The organism is Planomicrobium sp. YIM 101495, from assembly GCF_009707665.1.
Classification (GTDB): Bacteria; Bacillota; Bacilli; order Bacillales_A; family Planococcaceae; genus Planococcus.
The window spans coordinates 716,801-736,034 of record NZ_WLZW01000001.1 but is presented as its reverse complement, the minus strand read 5'-3'; the positions used below and the strand labels follow the sequence as shown (position 1 = coordinate 736,034).

At 47.6% G+C, this 19,234-nt stretch carries 23 protein-coding genes; all 23 read left to right on the top strand.

Going from position 1 to position 19,234, the window contains the following annotated elements:
* Position 1 precedes the first annotated feature (1 nt).
* The 23 genes from GIW82_RS03790 to GIW82_RS03680 all read left to right on the top strand — a co-directional run bounded on the left by GIW82_RS03790 (position 2) and on the right by GIW82_RS03680 (position 19,204).
* The gene (locus GIW82_RS03790) at positions 2–1,174 is read left to right on the top strand and encodes a phage minor capsid protein (protein WP_154748561.1); all 1,173 of its coding nucleotides are present in this window, start codon (positions 2–4) and stop codon (positions 1,172–1,174) included.
* A gap of 255 nt (positions 1,175–1,429) precedes the next feature.
* Positions 1,430–2,044 (top strand): phage scaffolding protein, encoded by a 615-nt coding sequence (locus tag GIW82_RS03785; RefSeq protein WP_154748560.1) that lies wholly within the window; start codon positions 1,430–1,432, stop codon positions 2,042–2,044.
* Between the two features lie 19 nt (positions 2,045–2,063).
* A complete protein-coding gene (locus GIW82_RS03780) occupies positions 2,064–2,897 on the top strand; it encodes a N4-gp56 family major capsid protein (protein WP_154748559.1) in 834 nt (277 codons plus the stop codon).
* Between the two features lie 11 nt (positions 2,898–2,908).
* Entirely contained in the window at positions 2,909–3,187 is a 279-nt protein-coding gene (locus tag GIW82_RS03775; protein WP_154748558.1) for a hypothetical protein, read from the top strand.
* A gap of 27 nt (positions 3,188–3,214) precedes the next feature.
* Entirely contained in the window at positions 3,215–3,613 is a 399-nt protein-coding gene (locus tag GIW82_RS03770) for a head-tail connector protein (protein WP_154748557.1), read from the top strand.
* Positions 3,607–3,948, top strand: a complete 342-nt coding sequence (locus tag GIW82_RS03765; protein ID WP_154748556.1) for a putative minor capsid protein — start codon at positions 3,607–3,609, stop codon at positions 3,946–3,948. Before GIW82_RS03770 ends, GIW82_RS03765 begins: the two co-directional genes overlap by 7 nt.
* Positions 3,948–4,274, top strand: coding sequence for a minor capsid protein (locus tag GIW82_RS03760; protein WP_154748555.1), 327 nt, complete (start codon positions 3,948–3,950; stop codon positions 4,272–4,274). Before GIW82_RS03765 ends, GIW82_RS03760 begins: the two co-directional genes overlap by 1 nt.
* Positions 4,274–4,681, top strand: a complete 408-nt coding sequence (locus GIW82_RS03755; protein WP_154748554.1) for a phage tail terminator protein — start codon at positions 4,274–4,276, stop codon at positions 4,679–4,681. Before GIW82_RS03760 ends, GIW82_RS03755 begins: the two co-directional genes overlap by 1 nt.
* On the top strand, positions 4,674–5,126 hold the full coding sequence (locus GIW82_RS03750) for a phage tail tube protein (RefSeq protein ID WP_195913933.1): 453 nt from the start codon (positions 4,674–4,676) through the stop codon (positions 5,124–5,126). The genes GIW82_RS03755 and GIW82_RS03750 overlap by 8 nt, the downstream gene beginning before the upstream one ends.
* 78 nt (positions 5,127–5,204) lie before the next feature.
* The gene (locus tag GIW82_RS03745) at positions 5,205–5,657 is read left to right on the top strand and encodes a hypothetical protein (protein ID WP_154748552.1); all 453 of its coding nucleotides are present in this window, start codon (positions 5,205–5,207) and stop codon (positions 5,655–5,657) included.
* A 9-nt stretch (positions 5,658–5,666) separates the two neighbouring features.
* Positions 5,667–6,224, top strand: coding sequence for a Gp15 family bacteriophage protein (locus GIW82_RS03740; RefSeq protein ID WP_154748551.1), 558 nt, complete (start codon positions 5,667–5,669; stop codon positions 6,222–6,224).
* The gene (locus GIW82_RS03735) at positions 6,224–11,074 is read left to right on the top strand and encodes a tape measure protein (protein WP_154748550.1); all 4,851 of its coding nucleotides are present in this window, start codon (positions 6,224–6,226) and stop codon (positions 11,072–11,074) included. The genes GIW82_RS03740 and GIW82_RS03735 overlap by 1 nt, the downstream gene beginning before the upstream one ends.
* A 2-nt stretch (positions 11,075–11,076) precedes the next feature.
* The gene (locus GIW82_RS03730) at positions 11,077–11,823 is read left to right on the top strand and encodes a phage tail domain-containing protein (protein ID WP_154748549.1); all 747 of its coding nucleotides are present in this window, start codon (positions 11,077–11,079) and stop codon (positions 11,821–11,823) included.
* 15 nt (positions 11,824–11,838) lie between these two features.
* Positions 11,839–13,605 (top strand): phage tail protein, encoded by a 1,767-nt coding sequence (locus GIW82_RS03725; protein WP_154748548.1) that lies wholly within the window; start codon positions 11,839–11,841, stop codon positions 13,603–13,605.
* A gap of 12 nt (positions 13,606–13,617) precedes the next feature.
* Complete coding sequence (locus GIW82_RS03720; protein WP_154748547.1) at positions 13,618–13,989, top strand: hypothetical protein; 372 nt, start codon at positions 13,618–13,620, stop codon at positions 13,987–13,989.
* 17 nt (positions 13,990–14,006) lie between these two features.
* Positions 14,007–15,101: a phage upper tail fiber protein gene (locus tag GIW82_RS03715; RefSeq protein WP_154748546.1), complete on the top strand. Its 1,095-nt coding sequence runs from the start codon at positions 14,007–14,009 to the stop codon at positions 15,099–15,101.
* 4 nt (positions 15,102–15,105) lie between these two features.
* Positions 15,106–15,852: a LamG domain-containing protein gene (locus GIW82_RS03710; RefSeq protein WP_154748545.1), complete on the top strand. Its 747-nt coding sequence runs from the start codon at positions 15,106–15,108 to the stop codon at positions 15,850–15,852.
* Between the two features lies 1 nt (position 15,853).
* A complete protein-coding gene (locus GIW82_RS03705; protein ID WP_154748544.1) occupies positions 15,854–16,360 on the top strand; it encodes a LamG-like jellyroll fold domain-containing protein in 507 nt (168 codons plus the stop codon).
* Positions 16,357–16,578 carry a hypothetical protein gene (locus GIW82_RS03700; protein WP_154748543.1) on the top strand — a complete coding sequence of 74 codons (222 nt, stop codon included), beginning with the start codon at positions 16,357–16,359 and terminating at the stop codon, positions 16,576–16,578. The genes GIW82_RS03705 and GIW82_RS03700 overlap by 4 nt, the downstream gene beginning before the upstream one ends.
* 161 nt (positions 16,579–16,739) lie before the next feature.
* Entirely contained in the window at positions 16,740–17,324 is a 585-nt protein-coding gene (locus GIW82_RS03695; RefSeq protein ID WP_154748542.1) for a hypothetical protein, read from the top strand.
* A gap of 75 nt (positions 17,325–17,399) precedes the next feature.
* Positions 17,400–17,930: a GNAT family N-acetyltransferase gene (locus GIW82_RS03690; protein WP_154748541.1), complete on the top strand. Its 531-nt coding sequence runs from the start codon at positions 17,400–17,402 to the stop codon at positions 17,928–17,930.
* Between the two features lie 51 nt (positions 17,931–17,981).
* Entirely contained in the window at positions 17,982–18,638 is a 657-nt protein-coding gene (locus GIW82_RS03685; protein WP_154748540.1) for a hypothetical protein, read from the top strand.
* A gap of 11 nt (positions 18,639–18,649) precedes the next feature.
* Complete coding sequence (locus tag GIW82_RS03680) at positions 18,650–19,204, top strand: hypothetical protein (RefSeq protein WP_154748539.1); 555 nt, start codon at positions 18,650–18,652, stop codon at positions 19,202–19,204.
* Positions 19,205–19,234 lie beyond the last annotated feature (30 nt).

Here is a 19,234-nt window from a genome sequence, read left to right as displayed (position 1 = left end):
AATGGCTCGTCCAAAAGTTACTCCGCATCAACTGGACTTATGGACCGGTAACATGTCACACCTCTATAACGCCCTGGAAGGTGAAATCATCCGTCTCATCATCCGGCGGCTGAATACCGGACACTCCGACATTACGCACTGGCAGGCGCAGAAACTTGCTGAGCTTCATCTGTTCAATGCAGACGTTTCCAGGCTCTTGTCCAAAGTGACGAATGTGGCCGAACCCGAATTGCTCCGGATGTTCCAAGACGTCGGGGAAGGCGTCGTCCATGATGTTGACACGGCCATGCCTTATCCGAACAAACCGGTACCGGCAGACCTTAATCAGATTATGCGGGGCTATCACAATCAGGTCTGGCGGGAGATCGACAATTACGTGAACCAGACACTGCTGACGACGGTGTTCGGTGCCGGTTCTGCACAGCGCGCCTATCAGGATGTACTGAACCGCACCTCTGCAATGTTCAACGCCGGCATTTATACATTCGAGCAAGCGGTCGAGAAATCTGTGCAGGAATTGGCCCAACGCGGCATCCAGACGGTGCTGCGGGACAGAGGCGGAAACACATGGAGCCTGGAGCGTTACGCCCGGACGGTACTCAAGTCCACACTCGGTAATACGTATGACGCCATCCGGAAAGAGCGCATGAGCGAATACGGCGTATACACCGTGCTTGTCACCAGCCACATGGGCGCGCGGGCTGCCTGTTCTCGTATTCAAGGGAATGTCGTGGATCTGCGTGAGCCGCATGAGATTCCACCGGACAGCGATTATCGGAGCATTTACGATGCGTACTGGCAGGCTGAATACGGCGAGCCTGGTGGGCACAGGGGCGTCAACTGTCGCCATCTGCACGTACCTTTCGTTCCTGGCGTCAATACGAACAATCAGCCGAAATACGATGCGGAGACGAATGCACAGGTGGCGGCCGCCCAGAACAAACAGCGCCGTATTGAGCGTGAGATTGTGAAGTACAAGAAGAACTTGATGGTCTCGCAGGAAATGGGCACAGCGGAACGCGCGGCATACTGGAAGTCGATGGTGCGAAAACGACAGGGCGTGATGCGGGAGCATTTGGCAGGCAATGACAAGTACCTGCGCCGGAATTATGCGCGTGAGCGGGTCTATACGCCGCTTGATTCGCTCGTTAGGGACTTCAAATACTACGATTGAAAGGGGTGATGGATTTTGCTTTGCCATAAGCAGGCGATATGCCGGAAAGGTTAAGGTGATCCATCACATCTGCCGTCTCGGGCTTAAGAGCAACGGGAAGATTGACAATGGGTGCTGTCGCCTGAAAGGGCGTATTGGGGTCAATCATGAAGGCGGCGAGGTGTCGTCTTTTTTGTTATGTAATAAATCGCAGCTATGCGTCAACTAGCTAATCCATCGCGGACACTACCGCGTCAACAAATGTAGGAGGATATGATGAACAGAGAATTTCTAAAAGGCTTAGGCCTCGAAGACGAAGCAGTCAATAAAATCATGGCCGAGCACGGCAAAACGCTGAATGAAACGAAAGAAAAGGCCGATAAAGTGGACGCACTGGAAAGCCAGGTCGCTGATTATAAGCAGCAGCTGACGGATCGCGACACGCAGCTGCAGGAGCTCGGCGAAAAAGCCAAAGGCAATGAAGAGTTGACTGCCCAGATCGATGAATTGAAGTCTCAGAACGAGGCGGCGAAAGCGGAGTACGAGGAAAAGCTCAACACGCAGGCTTTTGAACACAAACTCGAAAACTCCTTGTCCGGCGCAAAAGTGAAAAACGTGAAAGCCATCAAGGCGCTGCTGGACATGGACACAATCAAACTGGACGGCGAATCCATCAAAGGACTGGACGATCAGATCGCAAAACTAAAGGAATCTGACGCTTATCTGTTCGAAACGGAAGAAACGCCGCCCAACACGCCCAACATCGTAACGCCGGGCAATCCGAACGGAGGCTCAACGAATACGACAAAGAGTCTATCGGAAATGAGTTACCAAGAATTAAGCGAATTGAAGTCCAACAATCCAGAATTGTATACCGAACTGACAAAATAAAAGAAATGAGGAATGTAACATGCCATCAGTAACTAAATTACAAAACCTAATCGATCCGGAGGTAATGGCTGCCATTATTTCCGCGCAGCTTCCGAAAGCGATTAAATTTAGTGGAATTGCGCCAATCGATAATACTTTAGAAGGGCAGCCAGGCTCGACGATCACAGTGCCAAAATTCAAGTACATTGGCGACGCTAAAATTGTAGCGGAAGGCGAACCGATCCAGTACGAACAGCTCACTACGGACTCGGCAAAATACACAATCCAAAAAGCAGGTATTGGGGTAATTCTCACGGATGAAGCCGTTCTCTCCGGATATGGGGATCCTGTCGGAGAAGCACAGCGCCAAGTCAGAATGTCCATCGCATCTAAAGTCGATAACGACATTGTGGACACCGCAATGACAGCGCCACTTTCCATCGAGCACGAGATCAACTTGGACTTGATTGATGCATTGGAAGCGACGTTCGTAGATGCACCGGATAACTTCGAGAATGTCGACACAACAGGTGTTCTGTTCCTTTCTTACAAAGACGCTGCAAAACTCCGCAAAGAAGCAATGAACGGATGGACGCGCTCATCTGAATTAGGTGATCGCATCCTTGTAACCGGCGCTTTTGGGGAATTGTTTGGCTGGGAAATCGTCCGTTCGCAAAAAATTGAAGACGGCACAGGGTTCGCGGTAAAAGCAGGTGCTCTTAAAACGTACTTGAAACGTCAGTTGCTACCAGAAACCGGACGAGACATGGACCGGAAGTTGACGAAATTCAACGCTGACCAACACTATTCAGTAGCGCTAGTCGATGAGTCTCGCATTGTTCGCATCGGTGCGGCAACAACTCCAGAAGGGTGAGGGTGATTTAAATGGCAGAATTCAAATTCAATCGAAACTATCGTGATAAAGAATTGAAACGTGAAGTCAAAGCGGAAGAGCTCGTCGAGATGACGGTCAAACGCGCGGACGAAGTTGTAAAAAACATCAAAGCGCAGAGCGCCACGTACAAAGAATACGCAGACTTCGGCTATGAGCGCCTTGATAAGCCTGGCGATCCATCAGGTGGCGAGGGTAAGCAAGATTCACCGGATGGCAAGGACGCACCGCCAGCTGATAAAGAAAAGGAAAAGCAGGGGAAGGGTGAGTAACCTTTCCTCTTCTTGAGGAGGGGTAACATGCCTTATCTAACGTATGAAGAGTTTCAGAGGCTTACAAGCGATGAGCTTTCTGAAGGGGAGTTCATCAAGTTGCTGCCGAAAGCTTCGGCGGTCCTGGACAATGTGACCAGTCAGTTTTATGTCAGATATCCGATGTCACTGGACAACCCGTGGCGTGTAAAACAGTTTAAACTTGCGTTGAGCAGTCAGATTGAATACTTCAACGCGTTGGGCACCACTACCTTCGAAGGGATCAACAGCTCACCACAGAGCTTCTCGGCCGGTCGGACAAGGGTATCAAACGCAAGTCGCTTCAATCCGGCAGGAGAAAACGAGAGCAAGTCGCTTGTGGCGGAAGAAGTGTTCATGTTTCTTGAAGGAACGGGTTTGACGTTTAGTGGGGTGAGTACATGGTAACCCCTAAACCGCCAGCTGCGTTCTGTGTCGATTCGTTTATTTATAAAGAGTATGTGGGCCTGAACGACTGGTCAGAAGCTGAATACGCCAAGCCTGTAATTATTAACCGTTGCCGCATTGACCGCGGTGCTGAATACTCAACGACGTCCACGGGGAAGCAACTGATCTATAACGCGCTTGTCTTTTGCTACGCAGGGATCACGTCTCCTGTGCCGAGATTCAAACCGCAATCCGTCTTGGTATTCGATGGCATTGAACACACGGTCACGAAAGTCGTACCAGTCCACGAAGCCTTCAGTTCTACTCTCTATTCAGTTGAAATAGAGGTGATCTGATGGCACAGGTGAGAATCAACTTGGAACCGGCAAAGGCGAAGCTGAGCCAAGCGAAGATCAACCGAGGCCGTTACGCAATGGCGAATCAGGCCATCATGGATATGAACCCCTTCGTCCCGATGCGTGAAGGGATTTTGCGAATGGAATCGCATATCTCCAGTGATGGATCTTCTATCATCTATTCTTCGCCGTATGCGGCCAGAATGTTTTACATGTACATGCGGAATTACACGACGCCCGGCACTGGTCCACGCTGGGACATCAAAGCGAAACGCATGTTCATGAGTAGTTGGATTGACGCATTTGTGAAGGGGGCAGATTGGTAATGGATTTTATGCAAAGATTGCAAGGCAAAATAAATGAAATACCAGGACTCCCTGCCACTTGTGTGCTTGGCTATCTCGGTGTTGCGGAATCTTTGGTTCTATACCCTTTACCCGGCTCGCGAACCGTAATCGAGTACATGGACGGCACGAAGGATCAGCAGCTGAATTATGAGATCGCCATGAAGTCGAAGTCCAGCAATAAAATCAATAGCGCATTGTGGATGATTCAGAACGAGCTTGAACAACTGGAGAAAATCGAAAGTCAGAACAACAGCTTTCAATTTGAGGGAATCGTCATCACGAGCAAGCCTTTTATCAATCAAATCGATGATCAAGACTGGTTCGTTTTTTTATTGAATGTGCAAGCAAATATTACAGTACTCAAGGAGGAAAAAAAGAATGGCTAAATCGAAGAACGCATTACGAGGACATTTTCTACAACCTTACACACCAGGAGAGACGGAGCCGGGCGAGGAATGGCTAGAATTGGCTCACCAAATCTCTACAATCGGGGACGATACACAAGAAGCAACGGAAGATGAAGCGTTTTACGACGGGGATGGTACACCGGAAACCACGGTTACTTCTGTGGCAGGCGCTTACACGCCAGAAGGTTATTATGATCCGGAAGATCCGGCACAGGAGCTGATTGCCAGCTTGAAATACAAAGTTGGGGAAGGCCGGAAAGTTTGGCACCGTGTGGTATCTGCTGACGGTCGCAAAGAGTGGGTAGGCCGAGCAACGGTTACGGCTATTGTAGCTGGCGCAGGAGATGCAAGCGCCTACGAAACATTCAGCTGCAACATCCGTTTCGACAGCATTCCGAAAGAGACAGTTTTGCCTGAAGGCTGAGTAGTAAGAGAAGTTTATATGAGTGAGATGCCTTGATTCATTCAGGGCATCTTTTTATTTGTATTGAGGAGGATGAGCATGGGAAAAGATTTGATTATTGACATAAAACGCACTGGTTTTCCGGTGAAACTGGGTTCTATCGAATTGTGGTTTGACAGCTCACTGGAGAATCTAAGACGATTCTTCGACTTGGATGCGATTGCACAGGAAAAATTGAAGGAAGCACAGGAAAAGGCGAAGCACATTCATTTTCCGGATGATGTTGATTATGAAAAAGTGGACATCAAAACGGTGGATGCGGCGTTCGACGTCAACAAAGAGTTTATTGCGGCACAATACGACATCATTTTCGGTGACGGTACGTTCAAGAAGGTTTATAAAGCTTATCCGGATGTTATGGCTCTCGAACAGACACTGGAATTGGTAGGCACGGCCATCAGCGAGCGAATCGTCGAACTAGAGGTCGAGCGCACGAAACTAACCGAATCAAAGAAAGCGGAATACCTGAACAAAAAAGTTAAAAAGAAGTAGGTCGGGGCTATGCGCTTAAATGATCCACTGGTTACGGAATTTGAATTCGGTGGCAAAGTATACGCCATTGATTTAGCATTTGACAATGTTTTGGATGCATTCGATGTGCTGGAGGATGAATCACTTAGGGATTTCGAACGCGTGGAAGTTTGTTTATCTTTGTTGCTTGAAGAACCCAACAGCCAGGAATTAATTTTTCCTCTATGGAATCACATCTACGAAACGTTCATCCACAGCGATGAAAAGCATACGATTGAAGTGGACCGAAAAGGAAATCCGCTGCCTGTCCAAAAAGAGCAGCAGCAGGTGATTGATTTTGATAAAGACGCAGACTACATTTTCGCCTCGTTTCAACAGGCTTATAACATAAATTTGTACAAAGAGCAGGGGAAGTTACACTGGCATGAGTTCAAGGCATTATTGAACGGGTTGCCGAGTGACACCGTAATGCAGCGCATTATCCAAATACGTCTATGGGAACCTTCTAAAGGGGATTCCGAAGAAACGAAACAGACTATGCGTGAACTGCAGAGAGCCTACTCACTAGGCGAGGAGGTGGAAGAATAATGGCATCAGATGGAAGTATTCGTATTGACGTAGAAGTTGACTCCAGGACGGTTGTCCGCGCCGGTGACGACTTAAAGAAATTGGAAACATCAGCAGTTCAGGCGGGGCAGGGAGTGGAGAAATCAACCACAGGATTCAAAAATTTAGCCACGTCTCTCGGTCTTGTAGCAATCGCAGCCAAGGCAATGGACGTCCTGAAATCTGCAATTGGTGGGGCAATCTCGCGGTTTGATACGCTGAACGCTTTCCCGACCGTTATGGAACGGATGGGTTTTAGCAGTGAATCGGCACAGAAGTCCATCAATAAACTATCAGACGGTATTCAAGGCTTGCCGACAACACTCGATGGCATCGTGTCCAGTACGCAAAGGATAGCGGTATTGACCGGTGACCTGGACATGGCAACAGATACCGCGTTAGCGCTGAATAACGCTTTCCTGGCATCTGGGGCCAGTGCAGGGGATGCAGAACGAGGGCTCACACAGTACGTCCAAATGCTCTCAAAAGGTTCTGTGGATATCATGTCCTGGCGTACCTTGCAGGAGACGATGGGCTACGCGCTCAAAGAGACCGCTAAAGAGTTTGGATTCACAGGAGCTTCGGCGCAAAACGATCTCTACGCGGCTTTGAAAAGCGGTGATATCGTATTCAGTGATTTCAACGCAAAATTAATCGAATTGAACGAGGGAGTAGGCGGGTTCGCTGATATGGCAGCATCCGGTAGTGCGGGTATTGCAACGTCTCTCGGAAACTTGAAGAACGCCGTAACGGTCGGGATTGCGAACATTATTGGCTCATTCGACCGACTGGCGCAGGCAACAACCGGAAAAAACATTGCTCAAAACCTGGACAGCTTGAAAGTTGTAGTCGGATCTGCCTTTAAATTTATGGGCTCGGTCATCGAAGGAGCTGCACCAGTCGTCATTGTATTCGTGTCGGCCGTTCAAGCGGCGATACCAGTTGTCCAGGCATTGACCCCGGCCATCATCGGGCTCGTCGCGGCATACGCGGCCTATACAGTCATTTCGAAAGCGCAGGCGGCCATCACAGCGGCGAATACAGCTATTGCAGCGGCTCGAGCAACAACAATGGCACTTACACTCGCTACGAATGCAAGAGTCGCGGCACAGATCACGGCAACCACCGTTGACCGGGCGGGCGCTGCAGCCACAGTCGCGCAGACCAGTGCGATTACGCTCAGCACATTTGCGATTGGGGTATTGACAGGAACCATATCCCTGAAAACGGCTGCGACGATCGTGGCAACCACAGCGAGCTATGCGTTTGGGGCGGCAATTCGTTTCTTGTTGGGGCCTGTCGGGTTGATTATCACAGCTGTGGGTCTTCTTGTTGCCGGCGTGGTCGGCATTGTAAAATGGTTCAACGCAGCGACCGAAGAGGGCGAGCGGATGGGTGCGAAAACAGAAGAACTCGCGACCGCCACAGATAACCTCAAGACCTCTGTGGAAGACAATGCGCTAGCTTACGAAAAGAACCAGGGGCATATCGAAACGAACGCACAGGCCTATTCAGAGCTTGCAGCAAGAGCGGAAGAACTTGCCGCTAAGGAAAAACTGACGGGTGAAGAAAAGAAAGAGTTGGCCGGCTACATCGAACAGCTTAACCAGAATGTGGATGGACTCAACCTTGCATACGGCGAGGAAGCAAACGCTCTGAGTGCGTCTTCCGAACAAATCCAGAACCGGGTTAACCTCATGATGGAAGAAGAAAAACTTCACGCGGCGCAGGAGCGCTTAACTGAAGTCATGAAAGAGCAGATTGAAATTCAGAAGCAACTCGAAGAAATCAATTTGCTCCGAGAAGAATGGGGCCAGAAGTTAGAAGACGGCACCGTGAAAAGTAAAGAACACAAAACAGCACTTGAAGAACTGCAACTCCAAGAAGACTCGCTCAAAGAAGCCAATAAACTGGCCGGCGAAGAGCGCGTAGCCATTGACCAGCAAATCATCGAGTCTTCTGCAGCGGTCGCAGCGGCAGCGGAACAGGATGTCGGTCGTCAGAAGTTGATGCTCGATGAATTGTCTGAAACGCAAAAAACGACGGTTGAATCGATGAAATCTTCCTGGGAAGACTACGCCGCTGCGGCGACTGATATGTTTGATACGCTGACTGACAAATCGGAACTGTCCGTCAGCGAAATGACCGCAAATCTCGAAGAGAACCAGCGGATCATCGGCGAATGGGCCGAAAACATCGCGACGCTCGCCGAACGAGGCGTAGATGAAGGGCTGCTCGAAACACTGAGAGCTGCTGGTCCGGAATCGGCCGGACACGTCAACGCACTTGTCAATGCTTCCGATGCGGAATTGGAACGACTCAGCACGGCGTTCTCTGAGGGCGGTGACGTGGCCACAGACGCGCTTAGCAAGTCGCTCGGCATCGAAGACTCCGGTGTGTTGGATGCGGTCGGTCACTTGGTTGTAGGGATGGAAAGCTCGCTTAAATCAGATATTGCCGCAGCAGATTTTCCTGGCATTGGCGGTGATGTAACGTCCGGATTTGCGAGCGGTATCGACGAAGGCATCAAAGACGCGACGAATTCTTCCAAGAAAATGGCTGACGAAACGACGAAGGCCGCAAAGGCTGCATTAGACAGTCATAGTCCTTCCCGTGTATTCAAGGCAATCGGTGGAGATGTCACAGACGGTCTTGCTCTCGGCATTAATGATGGGACGGCGAAGGTCATCCAAGCGATTCAAAAAATGTTCCAATCTGTCCAAAATGAATCAAGCAAAAACTTTGGCGATATTACCCGGAACTACGACGATGCCATCAAGCAGATTGAGAAATCTCTTGATAAATTGCCAGTAGTCACACAAAAAGCCATGAAAAATGTGCTAGATAAGTTGAAAGAAAGCGGTCGTCTGCAAATCGAGACGATGAAGAAGTTGGCTCGAGATTATGATGCAGAAATCAAAAAAATTGAAAAGTCACTCGATAAACTCCCGGGGATTGCTCAGAAATCCATGAGCCAGATGCTCGAACGCTTGAAAACTGGAGCACCGCAACAAGTCAGCGTCATGAAGACGTTATCAAAAGACCTGCTGAGTCCTTTCAACAACACTCCCGCGCAGTTCAGTCAAATTGGTCGGGAAGCGATGTCGGGCATGAACTCCGGATTACGCGCAGGGCAGGGTGCGGTCTTGTCTACAGCGAGAGCCTTGGCTAACAGTGTGGCTAGAACAATGAGGTCGGCGCTTCAAATCCATTCACCTTCTCGCGTTACTCGGAAAATCGGGAACGAGACAGGTGAAGGGGTCAACCTAGGGCTGAAAGACAAGCAGTCGGCAGTAAACGCGACATCGAAGAAAATGGCGGACACAATTGCCGGCATCATCAAACAGATGAACAAAGATGTCAGAGACGACACTGCCAAACATAACACGGAAATCAAGACGATTGAAAAGCGATCAAAAGAAGACATCAGCTCGATCCAGGCAAAGGCATCCAAAGCAAAGCGTGCTTTGACTAAGGATGAAACGGTTAGAATTCGCAGAATAACTGAAGACGCAAACAAGAAAATTGTCACGATTGAGGAGAAGATGGCACAGGAACGGGAGAAGATTGCTCAAGAAAGCAGTAAACTCCTCATCCAAATCGCTGAGAAATATGTCAAAGATAAAACAGCAGCAGGGAAAATGAATTTGAAAGAAGAAGGACATTTCTGGAATGAGATGAAACGCGCGTCCAAAGTTGGAAGCGAAGAATATGAAAAAGCTTTGCAGAACCACCAGAGTGTAGTCAAGCAGATGCGGTCCGAGATGGAGAAGACGAATGAGGATTATACGAAGCGCATTGTCGAGATTGACAAGAAACTCGTCGACGATACTCAGAAATTAAACGATGAGTATAACCAGGCATATTCTAACCGTGTGAGCAGTCTTGTGAACTTCGTCGGTTTATTGGATGAATACGCGGAGAAAGAAGAGGTGTCCGGGCAGAAGCTGATTGATAACTTGCGGTCTCAAGTAACCGCACTCACGCAGTATACGGCAGTCATTTCGAGTTTAGGGACTCGTATTGATAACGATGCGCTGTTTGAAGAGCTGCAGGCGCTTGGTCCGAAATCTCTTGCTGAATTAAAGGCTTTGAACTCTCTCTCAAATAGTGAATTGCAGGAGTTCTCTAGTTTATATGAAACAAGGTTTAGACTCGCTAGAAGCCAAGCCAGTAGGGAATTAGAGCCGCTAAAAGATGACATTACTCAACAAATCAAAAAATTGAATTATGAATCACAGAAAGAACTTGAAGTCGTAAACCGAGAATGGACGGACGCAATTAAAAAAATAGTCCTTGGAACAAAAAAAGAGTTTGATAGCATGCATCAGGTTGGCCTCGACGCTATTAAGGGCTTGGAAAAGGGTATGCTGGCCAATGAATCATCTTTGATGTCGACAGCCAAACGTATCGCAAACAGCATCCAGTCAACCATTAAGTCGGCTCTCGACATTCATTCGCCATCTCGCTTGATGCGGGACGACATTGGGAAAATGATTCCGGCAGGTATCGCACTAGGAATCGACGAAAACGCGAAAGCTGTTTACGAAGCTTTGAATTCCCTCTCATCAGGAATGGACGTATGGGCAACTCCCGAAGTCGCGCTGGGAACCGGAAGCATGGTCAGAAACGCAAAATCGGCTACCCCATACCGAAATGATCGGCAGTATGCCACGGAAGCAGCAAGTCCGAAACCGAGAACTGGCGACAAGCTCGTTATCGAAAACGTGATAATGGTGGACAGTCAGGAGATGGGGCGAGCGATGAGCGATGCGGTTGGTATGGACCAGGCGGGGAAAATGTCTATCCAGTCCATTGTAAAGGGGGGTTAGTTTTGCTGACAATAAAGAGGTTAAACGGAGAATTCTACGATTTAGAGAAAAATGGTCTGAGGGTCTTGGACTTCATAGTATCTTCCCCTGCATATGCTTACGAAACGTTCGAAGCGGATGGGCAGGACGGCTACCACGACTTAGAGACGACCATCCTTCCGCGCACACTAATATGTCGACTGAAAGTCCAGGGAATCAACACAGAGGATCTTGTCCGCAAACGTGATTTGATCTTTAAAATATTCCGTAGCAGGGAGCCGTTTTACTTAATGGATAAGAATGCAGCAGGAAAGCGGTGGAAAGTAAAATGTAGCGGAGAATTTGATCTTCAACGCGTTTCTCGCTTTGGCACTGCTGACATTCAACTAGTCGCCTTTTCGCCGTTTGCCGAAACCGTGTCTAAATTCACCCGGAACTTTGACACCGATTCTTTCATTTTCAAGAATCCAGGAACGGAAGCAATAGACATGAGATCCCAGAACGAAACGGAAATTGTTTTTCGTGGCGCGTCAAGATCGCTCACCATCACGAACCTCACTACTGGAGATGTTTGGAGATACAACGGTAACACCGTCGCGAATGATGAATTGAGATTGGTCGGTGTCCAATCCCTGAAGAACGGGCTATCGGTGTTCGGAAATACAAACCAAGAAATGATTAGTTTCGCTCCCGGAAACAACGAAATTAAGATTAGTGGAGCAACTGGAGATTTTGTATTGTCGATATCCACGCGCTTCTATTTCGTGTGAGGAGGATGAAGATATGTGCTAACAGTCACGAATAACGGACAGAAAGAACGAATTAATAATTTTCAAGATGCCGAAATTAATGAAGAAGTGAACGGGACTTTTACGGTTTCTTTTACTTCTTTTTTTCATGCCAATAATCCGGGGCACTCTTTAATAGAAGAAGAAGCCATCATTTCCGCCAACGGCTATGACTTCCGGATTAAGCAACTCAAAGAAACACCAAGAAAGAAGACCGTTACAGCCCTGTCAACATTCTACGACTTGATCGGGCACAGACGCGAAGGAATTTACGGCGGCACTCGAACCCTCCAGCAGTTTGCGAGTCACGTTTTCACTGGCACGGGATGGGTGTTCTCAAGCGACGTGATCGGATCCGCGTTGATTCCGAATTATGGCGAAGGGAATGTTATTAAGCTGGTTCAGGACTTGTGTGCAGCCTTCGAGTGTGAATTCAAAATCATGCCCGGGAATCGCGTGCATTTTTCCAAACAAATCGGTGGCGACCACGACACTCAGTATCGCTACAAGCACAATATCAGAGCTCTCTCGAAAAGTGTGGATGCTAGCAACCTCCGTACGTGGATTACGGGTTACGGTGCGAATGGATTAAAAGTCACCTACGTTTCTCCTCTCGCGGATATTTACGGCACACAAAACCGTGAAGCGGAACCGGTACGAGACGAGCGGTACACGATCCCTGCGTCCCTGACTGAGCGCATTAAACGTGAGCTACAAGATTATCCGGACATTTCTTATGAGCTTGATGCGCTTGAACTAAAGGATAGAGATCTTGGAGAGCGTGTTTGGCTGATATACGAGGGCATGGAATTGAAATTCAAAACTCGCATCTACGCTAAAAAAACTATCATCAGAAACGGCAAGTGGGTCACGAAATCGATCACTCTCGGGAATGCCAAACAGAAAACGCTGCAGGATATTTTAATTGAACAAAAAGTAAAAATCGACGAAAACGACAAGCAGAACCAAACCAAGTTTGAACAGACGAACGAGCGCATCACCCAAGAAGCGGAGCGATTAGATGGTGAAATCGTGGAAGCCTATGCTTCCTGGATCGTTGAAGCGGATGGTATTCGCGGAGAGGTTCTTGCAAATAAAACTTACACCGACGAAAAACTCGGAGAGGTCAGAGAAGAAGCTTCAACAAATTTCGACATTCTTGCTGGTCAAGTTACTACGGCTGTTCAAACGACAAAAAGTTATACAGACGCGGAAGTCGGAAAAGTCCAAAATACAGCTACGGCAAACTTCAACATCTTGTCGGGGCGTATCAGTTCGAAGGCGGAAAACACTACCGTTACCGCGCTCGGAACCAAGATTACAACAGTGGAGCAAGACTTGGATGCTGTATCGGGCACGCTTACGCAAAAAGTGAGCTATACCGACTACACAGGCGCGAACATCATCAACCGGATTGAGTTGGCTCCTGCGGGTGCGTTGATCAGTGCTACCAAAATAGAGCTGGAAGGGATCGTCCGAGTTGCGGATCGAGTTGAGTTTGGTCGAGCGAATAATGGCCAGCTAAAAGGCTTGAGCTTTAATAACGGCCGAGCGACTGTCTATTCGCAAGGGGACAGCATCACCTTATCTGCATCTTACATCATTGCGGGCGGACTTCTCGAAGCTCGTCATCCGTCTTTCGGGAACGACATGCCTGTGCTCACGGGAACGTCGCTGAATCAACGGCTGGCGCTTGGAATCGATGGAAACTTTTTGAATGTGTATGACGGCAACGGTACACGCCGTAGACTGCAATTTATTTAAGGAGGAAAACTGATGGATTTTAAAATTTACACACAAGACGGGGTTATTTGGACAATAAAAGACGTGGACATCGACATGCTGAAAAGTACATTCGCGAACCCGAGTGCTCAATTTATCAACATTGGACCGAAAATCATGGAGAGAAAAGGGAATATCGCAATGGTTGCGCCAGTCTTGCCGGAAGATGCAACGGATAATCTGTTTGACGTGTATTTAAACACGGGCACGAAAGTGGTTGTACAGGCGGAGGATAACGAGGAACTCACCAGCGCCACAAGCCAGTTTAATGGTTCGCGCGGGGAGTTTGTCGCATTCGCTGGAGCGCTAATCGGATCTTATGCAACGCAACGGATTACAGGGTTCGGCGCGATTAAACCCGAATAACGAAAGGAGGTCTCATAATGATAACTAAACCAGTGCCACATATCATTGAGGTGGACTTAAAGCAGGAAACTCAGTATTACGTCCCGACCGTCACACAAGGCGACACGGCGACGTTTTTTCTTGTCCGCGTAACCGATGACGGGAGGAGCGATCAGGGACTGCTAGACAATTTCCCGACGATCACGATGACAAGTGAGCGACCGGACCGCAAGAGTTTTTATGTATTAGGCGAGCGTGTGGAAGGGACGAATGGAGTCATGTTCCACCTCGGCACAGATGAAACACTCCTAACAGGCAGTGTGCGTGCAGCTGTCCAGCTCTATTCTGTGGACGGTCGTAACACGTCAGCGCAATTTAGATACGAGGTCGACAAGGATTTAACAGGCGAATACGTGCCGTCGGAGCGTGAAGGTTCACTGATTGAACAGGTACTTGTGCGAGGTCCGGAAATCATGGCAGAAGCCGAAGCAGCGACACTGGCGGCTATTAAGGCTCGGGAAGAATTGACTGGCGCTGTTAACGGGGCGCTTGCAGATTTGCAAGCAGATAAGAAGGTGGCGCTCGACGAGATGTCAACAGCGGTTACGGAAGCGAATACCGCGCGGGATGGTGCGAATGCAGCAGCTACTCGTGCAGACGGTGCGGCAGATGATGCGGATTCAGCGGCATATTTAGCGAATCAGACGAAGGAAGAAACCGAAACTGTCCGGCAGAATACAGAAGCGGAACGATTGGCGACATCGGAAGAGCGGGAAGCGACGGAAATGGTGCGCTCGTCTGTGGAAGAATTGATTCCGCAAACAGAACAGGCGCGGGACGGGGCGAATGAGGCGGGAGAATTTGCGACGGAACAGGGGAATATCGCCCAGCAGCAGAGTGCGGATCAACTGCAACAGATAGGCACGGTGGCTGTACAAATGGCATACATCCAGGAAGAATTCCTTCCGGATATCGCGTCATCCGTCGCAGAAACCGACCAATTCGTCCGACAAGCCATGAGCGACCATAATGAAAATGGCGTCGGGCAAATCCGTCTGTGGACAGGCACACTCGCAGAATACGACGCCATTCCAGAAAAAGACGACTCAATTCTGTACTGGGTGAGGGGGTGAGTGCATGAAAATCAAAGACGCTTATATCGGCGAGAATAAAATCGCTCGTGCTTATCAAGGCGGGGATATTATTCATCCGTCACCTGTAATGGACGGCTTGGTTCTGTGGTACGACTTCATGGGCAGAACAAACAGCGATGCCCAGCGTGCGGTGGCGGAGGACTTAAGCGGCAACGGCAATCACGGGGAACTGGTGAATTTCGCTTTCGAAGAAGGTAGTGGGTATGTGGAAGGTTATGGAAATTCGGGGGGGGTAAACTTTGACGGCGTGGATGATTTGGTCTTTATAGGGAATCCGCCAACACTGGAGAACATTCAAAGCATGTCTTTAGAACTTACTTTTACTACGGGCTCAATCAGCACTTGGCAGAGACTTATTGATAAAAACTGGTCATTTTTCAGTCTTGCCCTATGGAGTGACGACAGACTTAATGTAAACATAGGGGGACTGGCGTCACCTAACAACTTCAGTGTGCGGAACCTCAAAAAGAACACACAATATCATGTTGTAGCAACGTTTGATTTCGCTTCGCAAACCCTATCTCTATTTATAAATGCGAAAGCAGATTTCATCCGAGATGCTCCAGGGCGTTTAAATTATTCAAGGGTTAATTTAATTATTGGAGCGATGAATCCTGCCGCACAAGTTTTCGCAGGGCGCATCTCTTCTGCGCGCATTTACAACCGCGCACTAACCGAACAAGAAATCCAGCATAATTTCGAAATGGAAAAAGAGAGGTGGGGGATTTAAAATGGCTTTGGTTTTTGATGGGGTGGATGATAAAGGAAATATAAACTTATCTCCTTCGGTTGTTTGCACTTATGAAACCACATCTTTGAAATCAGATACATCTGAATGGGGTGCACCATTAAGCTCCTTGAATATACTGCAACCTTCTACGGGTTTTGCGGTCACAATCCGAAGAGGAAGAGTTGTCGTCTCTGCGGGAGATGGGGTGGGTGCATACACTCACCTATATTTCTCGGGAGATAGTGTGGATTTCGACAAGAAGTACCATATAGTAGTGACTTATGATGGCGACAGTTTTCATTTATATATCAATGGTATATATATATCTAGTAAAGAGCATAAGTTGGTACAGGGTGGGTATATCGGCCTCGGGAACTGGTCTAGGCATACGGGAACTGGTTATTTATTTTCAGGAGTCTTGTATACGTCCCGCGTCTACAACCGTGCCCTAACACCCGAAGAAGTCGCGCACAACTACCAACTCGAAAAGGAGCGCTGGAACTTATGAAATTTTGCATCGCAACAATCGCATACTGGCAATCAGTCGGCTTTGATACATCGAACTGGCGCACGTCCATCAACGGCACAAAAGCCATGTGCCATGACAAATTCGCACGAACGCTCGTGGATCTCGACGGCAATCCGGAGGTGGAGACCTATGATATTGATTCGCCGGCGTTTGCGCGGGTGATTGAGGGGGAGTTTATGGAGGAGGTAGAGGAATAAAATTTCAAATTCTTTTCTAATTAGATGAATGGTTAAAGAATACCTAAAATTTTTTAAATCCTTTGCTTTTCAGTTTTCTCAATTTGAATTATAAAGAATATTAGTATTATTTTCTCTTTATCCCTTGTAGTATATTTAAAAGGAAGGGATGCGAGATAATAATGGATAAAGAATTAAGCGAGAAGCAAAAAGAAGAGATGTTTAAAGAATTTATTAAGGTAAGAGATGATTTTTTACTCGAAACTGAACATGATAATTTATTAATAATCATTCTGAAAGCGCATATGTTTATAGAACAAGAACTTTATAAAATTATTGAAAAGGTAATGGTAAATCCTGAAGCATTAAAATTAAAGTATCTATCAGAAAAACTACAACTTGTCTATGCACTTGGATTGGTGGAAAAAGATGCATATGCTTCTTTAACTAAGCTTAATGACATCAGGAACTCGTATGCTCATAATTTAAACTTTCAAATGGGTGAACGAGAATTAGATTACCTCAAATCTCCATTGTCTAAGAAAAGTTTAAAAGAATTTCATGGTACTTTACCCGAGGGTATCAAGTTCAAAAATCTTGATTTTATTAGCAAGGTTCGAATGATTTTATCGTATTTGTGTTCTACTATTGTTATAGAGCGATTATTATCTACCTTTACAATGATAGAAAGATCCATGGATTTACAGCTAAAGGATTTAGAAATTCTGCAAAATTTTATAACTAGCAATTCAGATGCTAATGATTAAAATTCTTATTCCCAAAAGAGGAATTCCCTTCCACCTGTCGAATAAACCTTTTTAGACACACAAAGGGGGATGGGAATGAGAAAACCGAAATTTGATTCACGCTTGACCGCATACCTTAAACGGAAGAAATTGTTAAGGTTCGCGAAAGGCACCGATCTGAAACTCGCTTCTACGAAATATGCAGAGTGGATTTTAATGAATCAGAATCGCTCAACGGGTGACACGCTACGAATTGAGTTGTTTTACACGGACGGGTACGGTATTTATTCTTCCTATCTGACCGGTGTATTTGAGAAAGACGCCCTAATGATTGGTGATGTTGGTGTCCTAGAAGGAGACGGTCACTCGCCAAAAGGGAAACCACCATTCGGCAAAGGCTACGGAACGGCCCTAATGACAATCGCCATTGACGAATGTTACAAACGAGACATTTCAAAAATTTATGGAAAGAGAAAATTTCAATCACCTGATCAAAATCAAAGACAACTCGGTTATTACAAGAGTTATGGATTTGAGATCGATCCACAAGGTCGCATTTTCTTGGAGTTAGGTCCACGTTATCATTTGGAATCGCATGACAATGGAAGAACATATGTGGAAGTTTAAAGGGTGCCTTTTAGGTGCTCTTTTTTCTATTCTCGAAAGGAGGAAAAATGAATGGCAACAGAAACCAAGCCAAATCCGCTAGTCAAAATCTATGCGGATTTTATTTATTACCAAGACTTCGATCCTGCTCGTGTTCCGGAATATCTACAGGCGGACGTCGCTTCATTGCTCGCGACGTACCCATCCGATCCGTACTTCGACGATCATCGTCATCACATTGCGGATGTGGACGGGCTGCAGGGTGAACTGGATGCGAAGGAAACACCAGACGGATCACAGGCAAAAGCGGACGCGGCACTATCCACAGCTCGGCAGTATACCGTCACAAAACTAGCGGAAATGGTGGACGGTTCACCCGAAGCGTTGGACACGCTTTACGAGATTGCAGCAGCCCTCAACAACGATCCGGATTTTGCCACGAATATCATTAATCAGCTGGCGGGAAAAGTCGATAAAGAAGCGGGGAAGGCATTGTTCAGCGGCTCCTATGCCGACCTGTCTGACAAACCAGAGGCAGAAGACATCGTGTTCCGTACCGAAACCGAATTCGACAGCACCGTCCAAGCTGAGCTTGCGGAAGCATTATTCTGGATTAGTGCAATCGAAAACCATTTAGCGGAAACAGATCGACACCGACGTATTCTGACTGGCACAGGCGCACCGCCAGCGGGATTAGAAGACGGGTCGGTGTATTTCCGATATGAGTGAGGTGAGTGTGGATGGCTAAGTATGTTTATCAGCGGTATTTAGCGAGGACGAATTATTCAGAGGAATTTGTGAAAGATGCTGGCATTCTCGGTAGTATGCTTTCCACAAGAGGGTATGAAAGCTACACTTTAAATCCTCTCACAGGAATGTTCACTGTCTCGGGCAACCACACTTCCGTTCCGACAACAGGAGAGGATCGTTACAGAGCTGGGTCGAATGAAGATGAAGTAATAAACCCGCCGGGAGGTATCTCGTCAGGGCAAACGCTCCTAAAGCTGCGCAGAAGCGGGACAAGCGCCGTTGGAGAAATATACGAGGTGCAAACAAACTATTCTCGCGGAACATATGTGGACGAAGTCATCGCAGATGAAGGTGCCTATCCGATTGATGGTCGCCAGGGAAGTTACTGGTACGTACGCGGGGAACGTTACGCACCTTTTCCACAGATTAAAGTAGACGGCGCTTGGAAAGAGCCTGTGGAGGGATTCGTGATGATAGACGGTGAGCCACGTCCGATTGTCGAATCGCTCATCAAAGAAAATGGAGAATGGAAAACGCTGGTTTAGAGAGTGTCCATATGGGCGCTCTTTTTTTAC

What these genes read in the sequence shown, in the direction of transcription:
- GIW82_RS03790 (WP_154748561.1), top strand. Translation starts at nt 2, where the DNA reads ATGGCTCGTCCAAAAGTTACTCCGCATCAACTGGACTTATGGACCGGT.
- GIW82_RS03785 (WP_154748560.1), top strand. Translation starts at nt 1,430, where the DNA reads ATGAACAGAGAATTTCTAAAAGGCTTAGGCCTCGAAGACGAAGCAGTC.
- GIW82_RS03780 (WP_154748559.1), top strand. Translation starts at nt 2,064, where the DNA reads ATGCCATCAGTAACTAAATTACAAAACCTAATCGATCCGGAGGTAATG.
- GIW82_RS03775 (WP_154748558.1), top strand. Translation starts at nt 2,909, where the DNA reads ATGGCAGAATTCAAATTCAATCGAAACTATCGTGATAAAGAATTGAAA.
- GIW82_RS03770 (WP_154748557.1), top strand. Translation starts at nt 3,215, where the DNA reads ATGCCTTATCTAACGTATGAAGAGTTTCAGAGGCTTACAAGCGATGAG.
- GIW82_RS03765 (WP_154748556.1), top strand. Translation starts at nt 3,607, where the DNA reads ATGGTAACCCCTAAACCGCCAGCTGCGTTCTGTGTCGATTCGTTTATT.
- GIW82_RS03760 (WP_154748555.1), top strand. Translation starts at nt 3,948, where the DNA reads ATGGCACAGGTGAGAATCAACTTGGAACCGGCAAAGGCGAAGCTGAGC.
- GIW82_RS03755 (WP_154748554.1), top strand. Translation starts at nt 4,274, where the DNA reads ATGGATTTTATGCAAAGATTGCAAGGCAAAATAAATGAAATACCAGGA.
- GIW82_RS03750 (WP_195913933.1), top strand. Translation starts at nt 4,674, where the DNA reads ATGGCTAAATCGAAGAACGCATTACGAGGACATTTTCTACAACCTTAC.
- GIW82_RS03745 (WP_154748552.1), top strand. Translation starts at nt 5,205, where the DNA reads ATGGGAAAAGATTTGATTATTGACATAAAACGCACTGGTTTTCCGGTG.
- GIW82_RS03740 (WP_154748551.1), top strand. Translation starts at nt 5,667, where the DNA reads ATGCGCTTAAATGATCCACTGGTTACGGAATTTGAATTCGGTGGCAAA.
- GIW82_RS03735 (WP_154748550.1), top strand. Translation starts at nt 6,224, where the DNA reads ATGGCATCAGATGGAAGTATTCGTATTGACGTAGAAGTTGACTCCAGG.
- GIW82_RS03720 (WP_154748547.1), top strand. Translation starts at nt 13,618, where the DNA reads ATGGATTTTAAAATTTACACACAAGACGGGGTTATTTGGACAATAAAA.
- GIW82_RS03715 (WP_154748546.1), top strand. Translation starts at nt 14,007, where the DNA reads ATGATAACTAAACCAGTGCCACATATCATTGAGGTGGACTTAAAGCAG.
- GIW82_RS03710 (WP_154748545.1), top strand. Translation starts at nt 15,106, where the DNA reads ATGAAAATCAAAGACGCTTATATCGGCGAGAATAAAATCGCTCGTGCT.
- GIW82_RS03705 (WP_154748544.1), top strand. Translation starts at nt 15,854, where the DNA reads ATGGCTTTGGTTTTTGATGGGGTGGATGATAAAGGAAATATAAACTTA.
- GIW82_RS03700 (WP_154748543.1), top strand. Translation starts at nt 16,357, where the DNA reads ATGAAATTTTGCATCGCAACAATCGCATACTGGCAATCAGTCGGCTTT.
- GIW82_RS03695 (WP_154748542.1), top strand. Translation starts at nt 16,740, where the DNA reads ATGGATAAAGAATTAAGCGAGAAGCAAAAAGAAGAGATGTTTAAAGAA.
- GIW82_RS03690 (WP_154748541.1), top strand. Translation starts at nt 17,400, where the DNA reads ATGAGAAAACCGAAATTTGATTCACGCTTGACCGCATACCTTAAACGG.
- GIW82_RS03685 (WP_154748540.1), top strand. Translation starts at nt 17,982, where the DNA reads ATGGCAACAGAAACCAAGCCAAATCCGCTAGTCAAAATCTATGCGGAT.
- GIW82_RS03680 (WP_154748539.1), top strand. Translation starts at nt 18,650, where the DNA reads ATGGCTAAGTATGTTTATCAGCGGTATTTAGCGAGGACGAATTATTCA.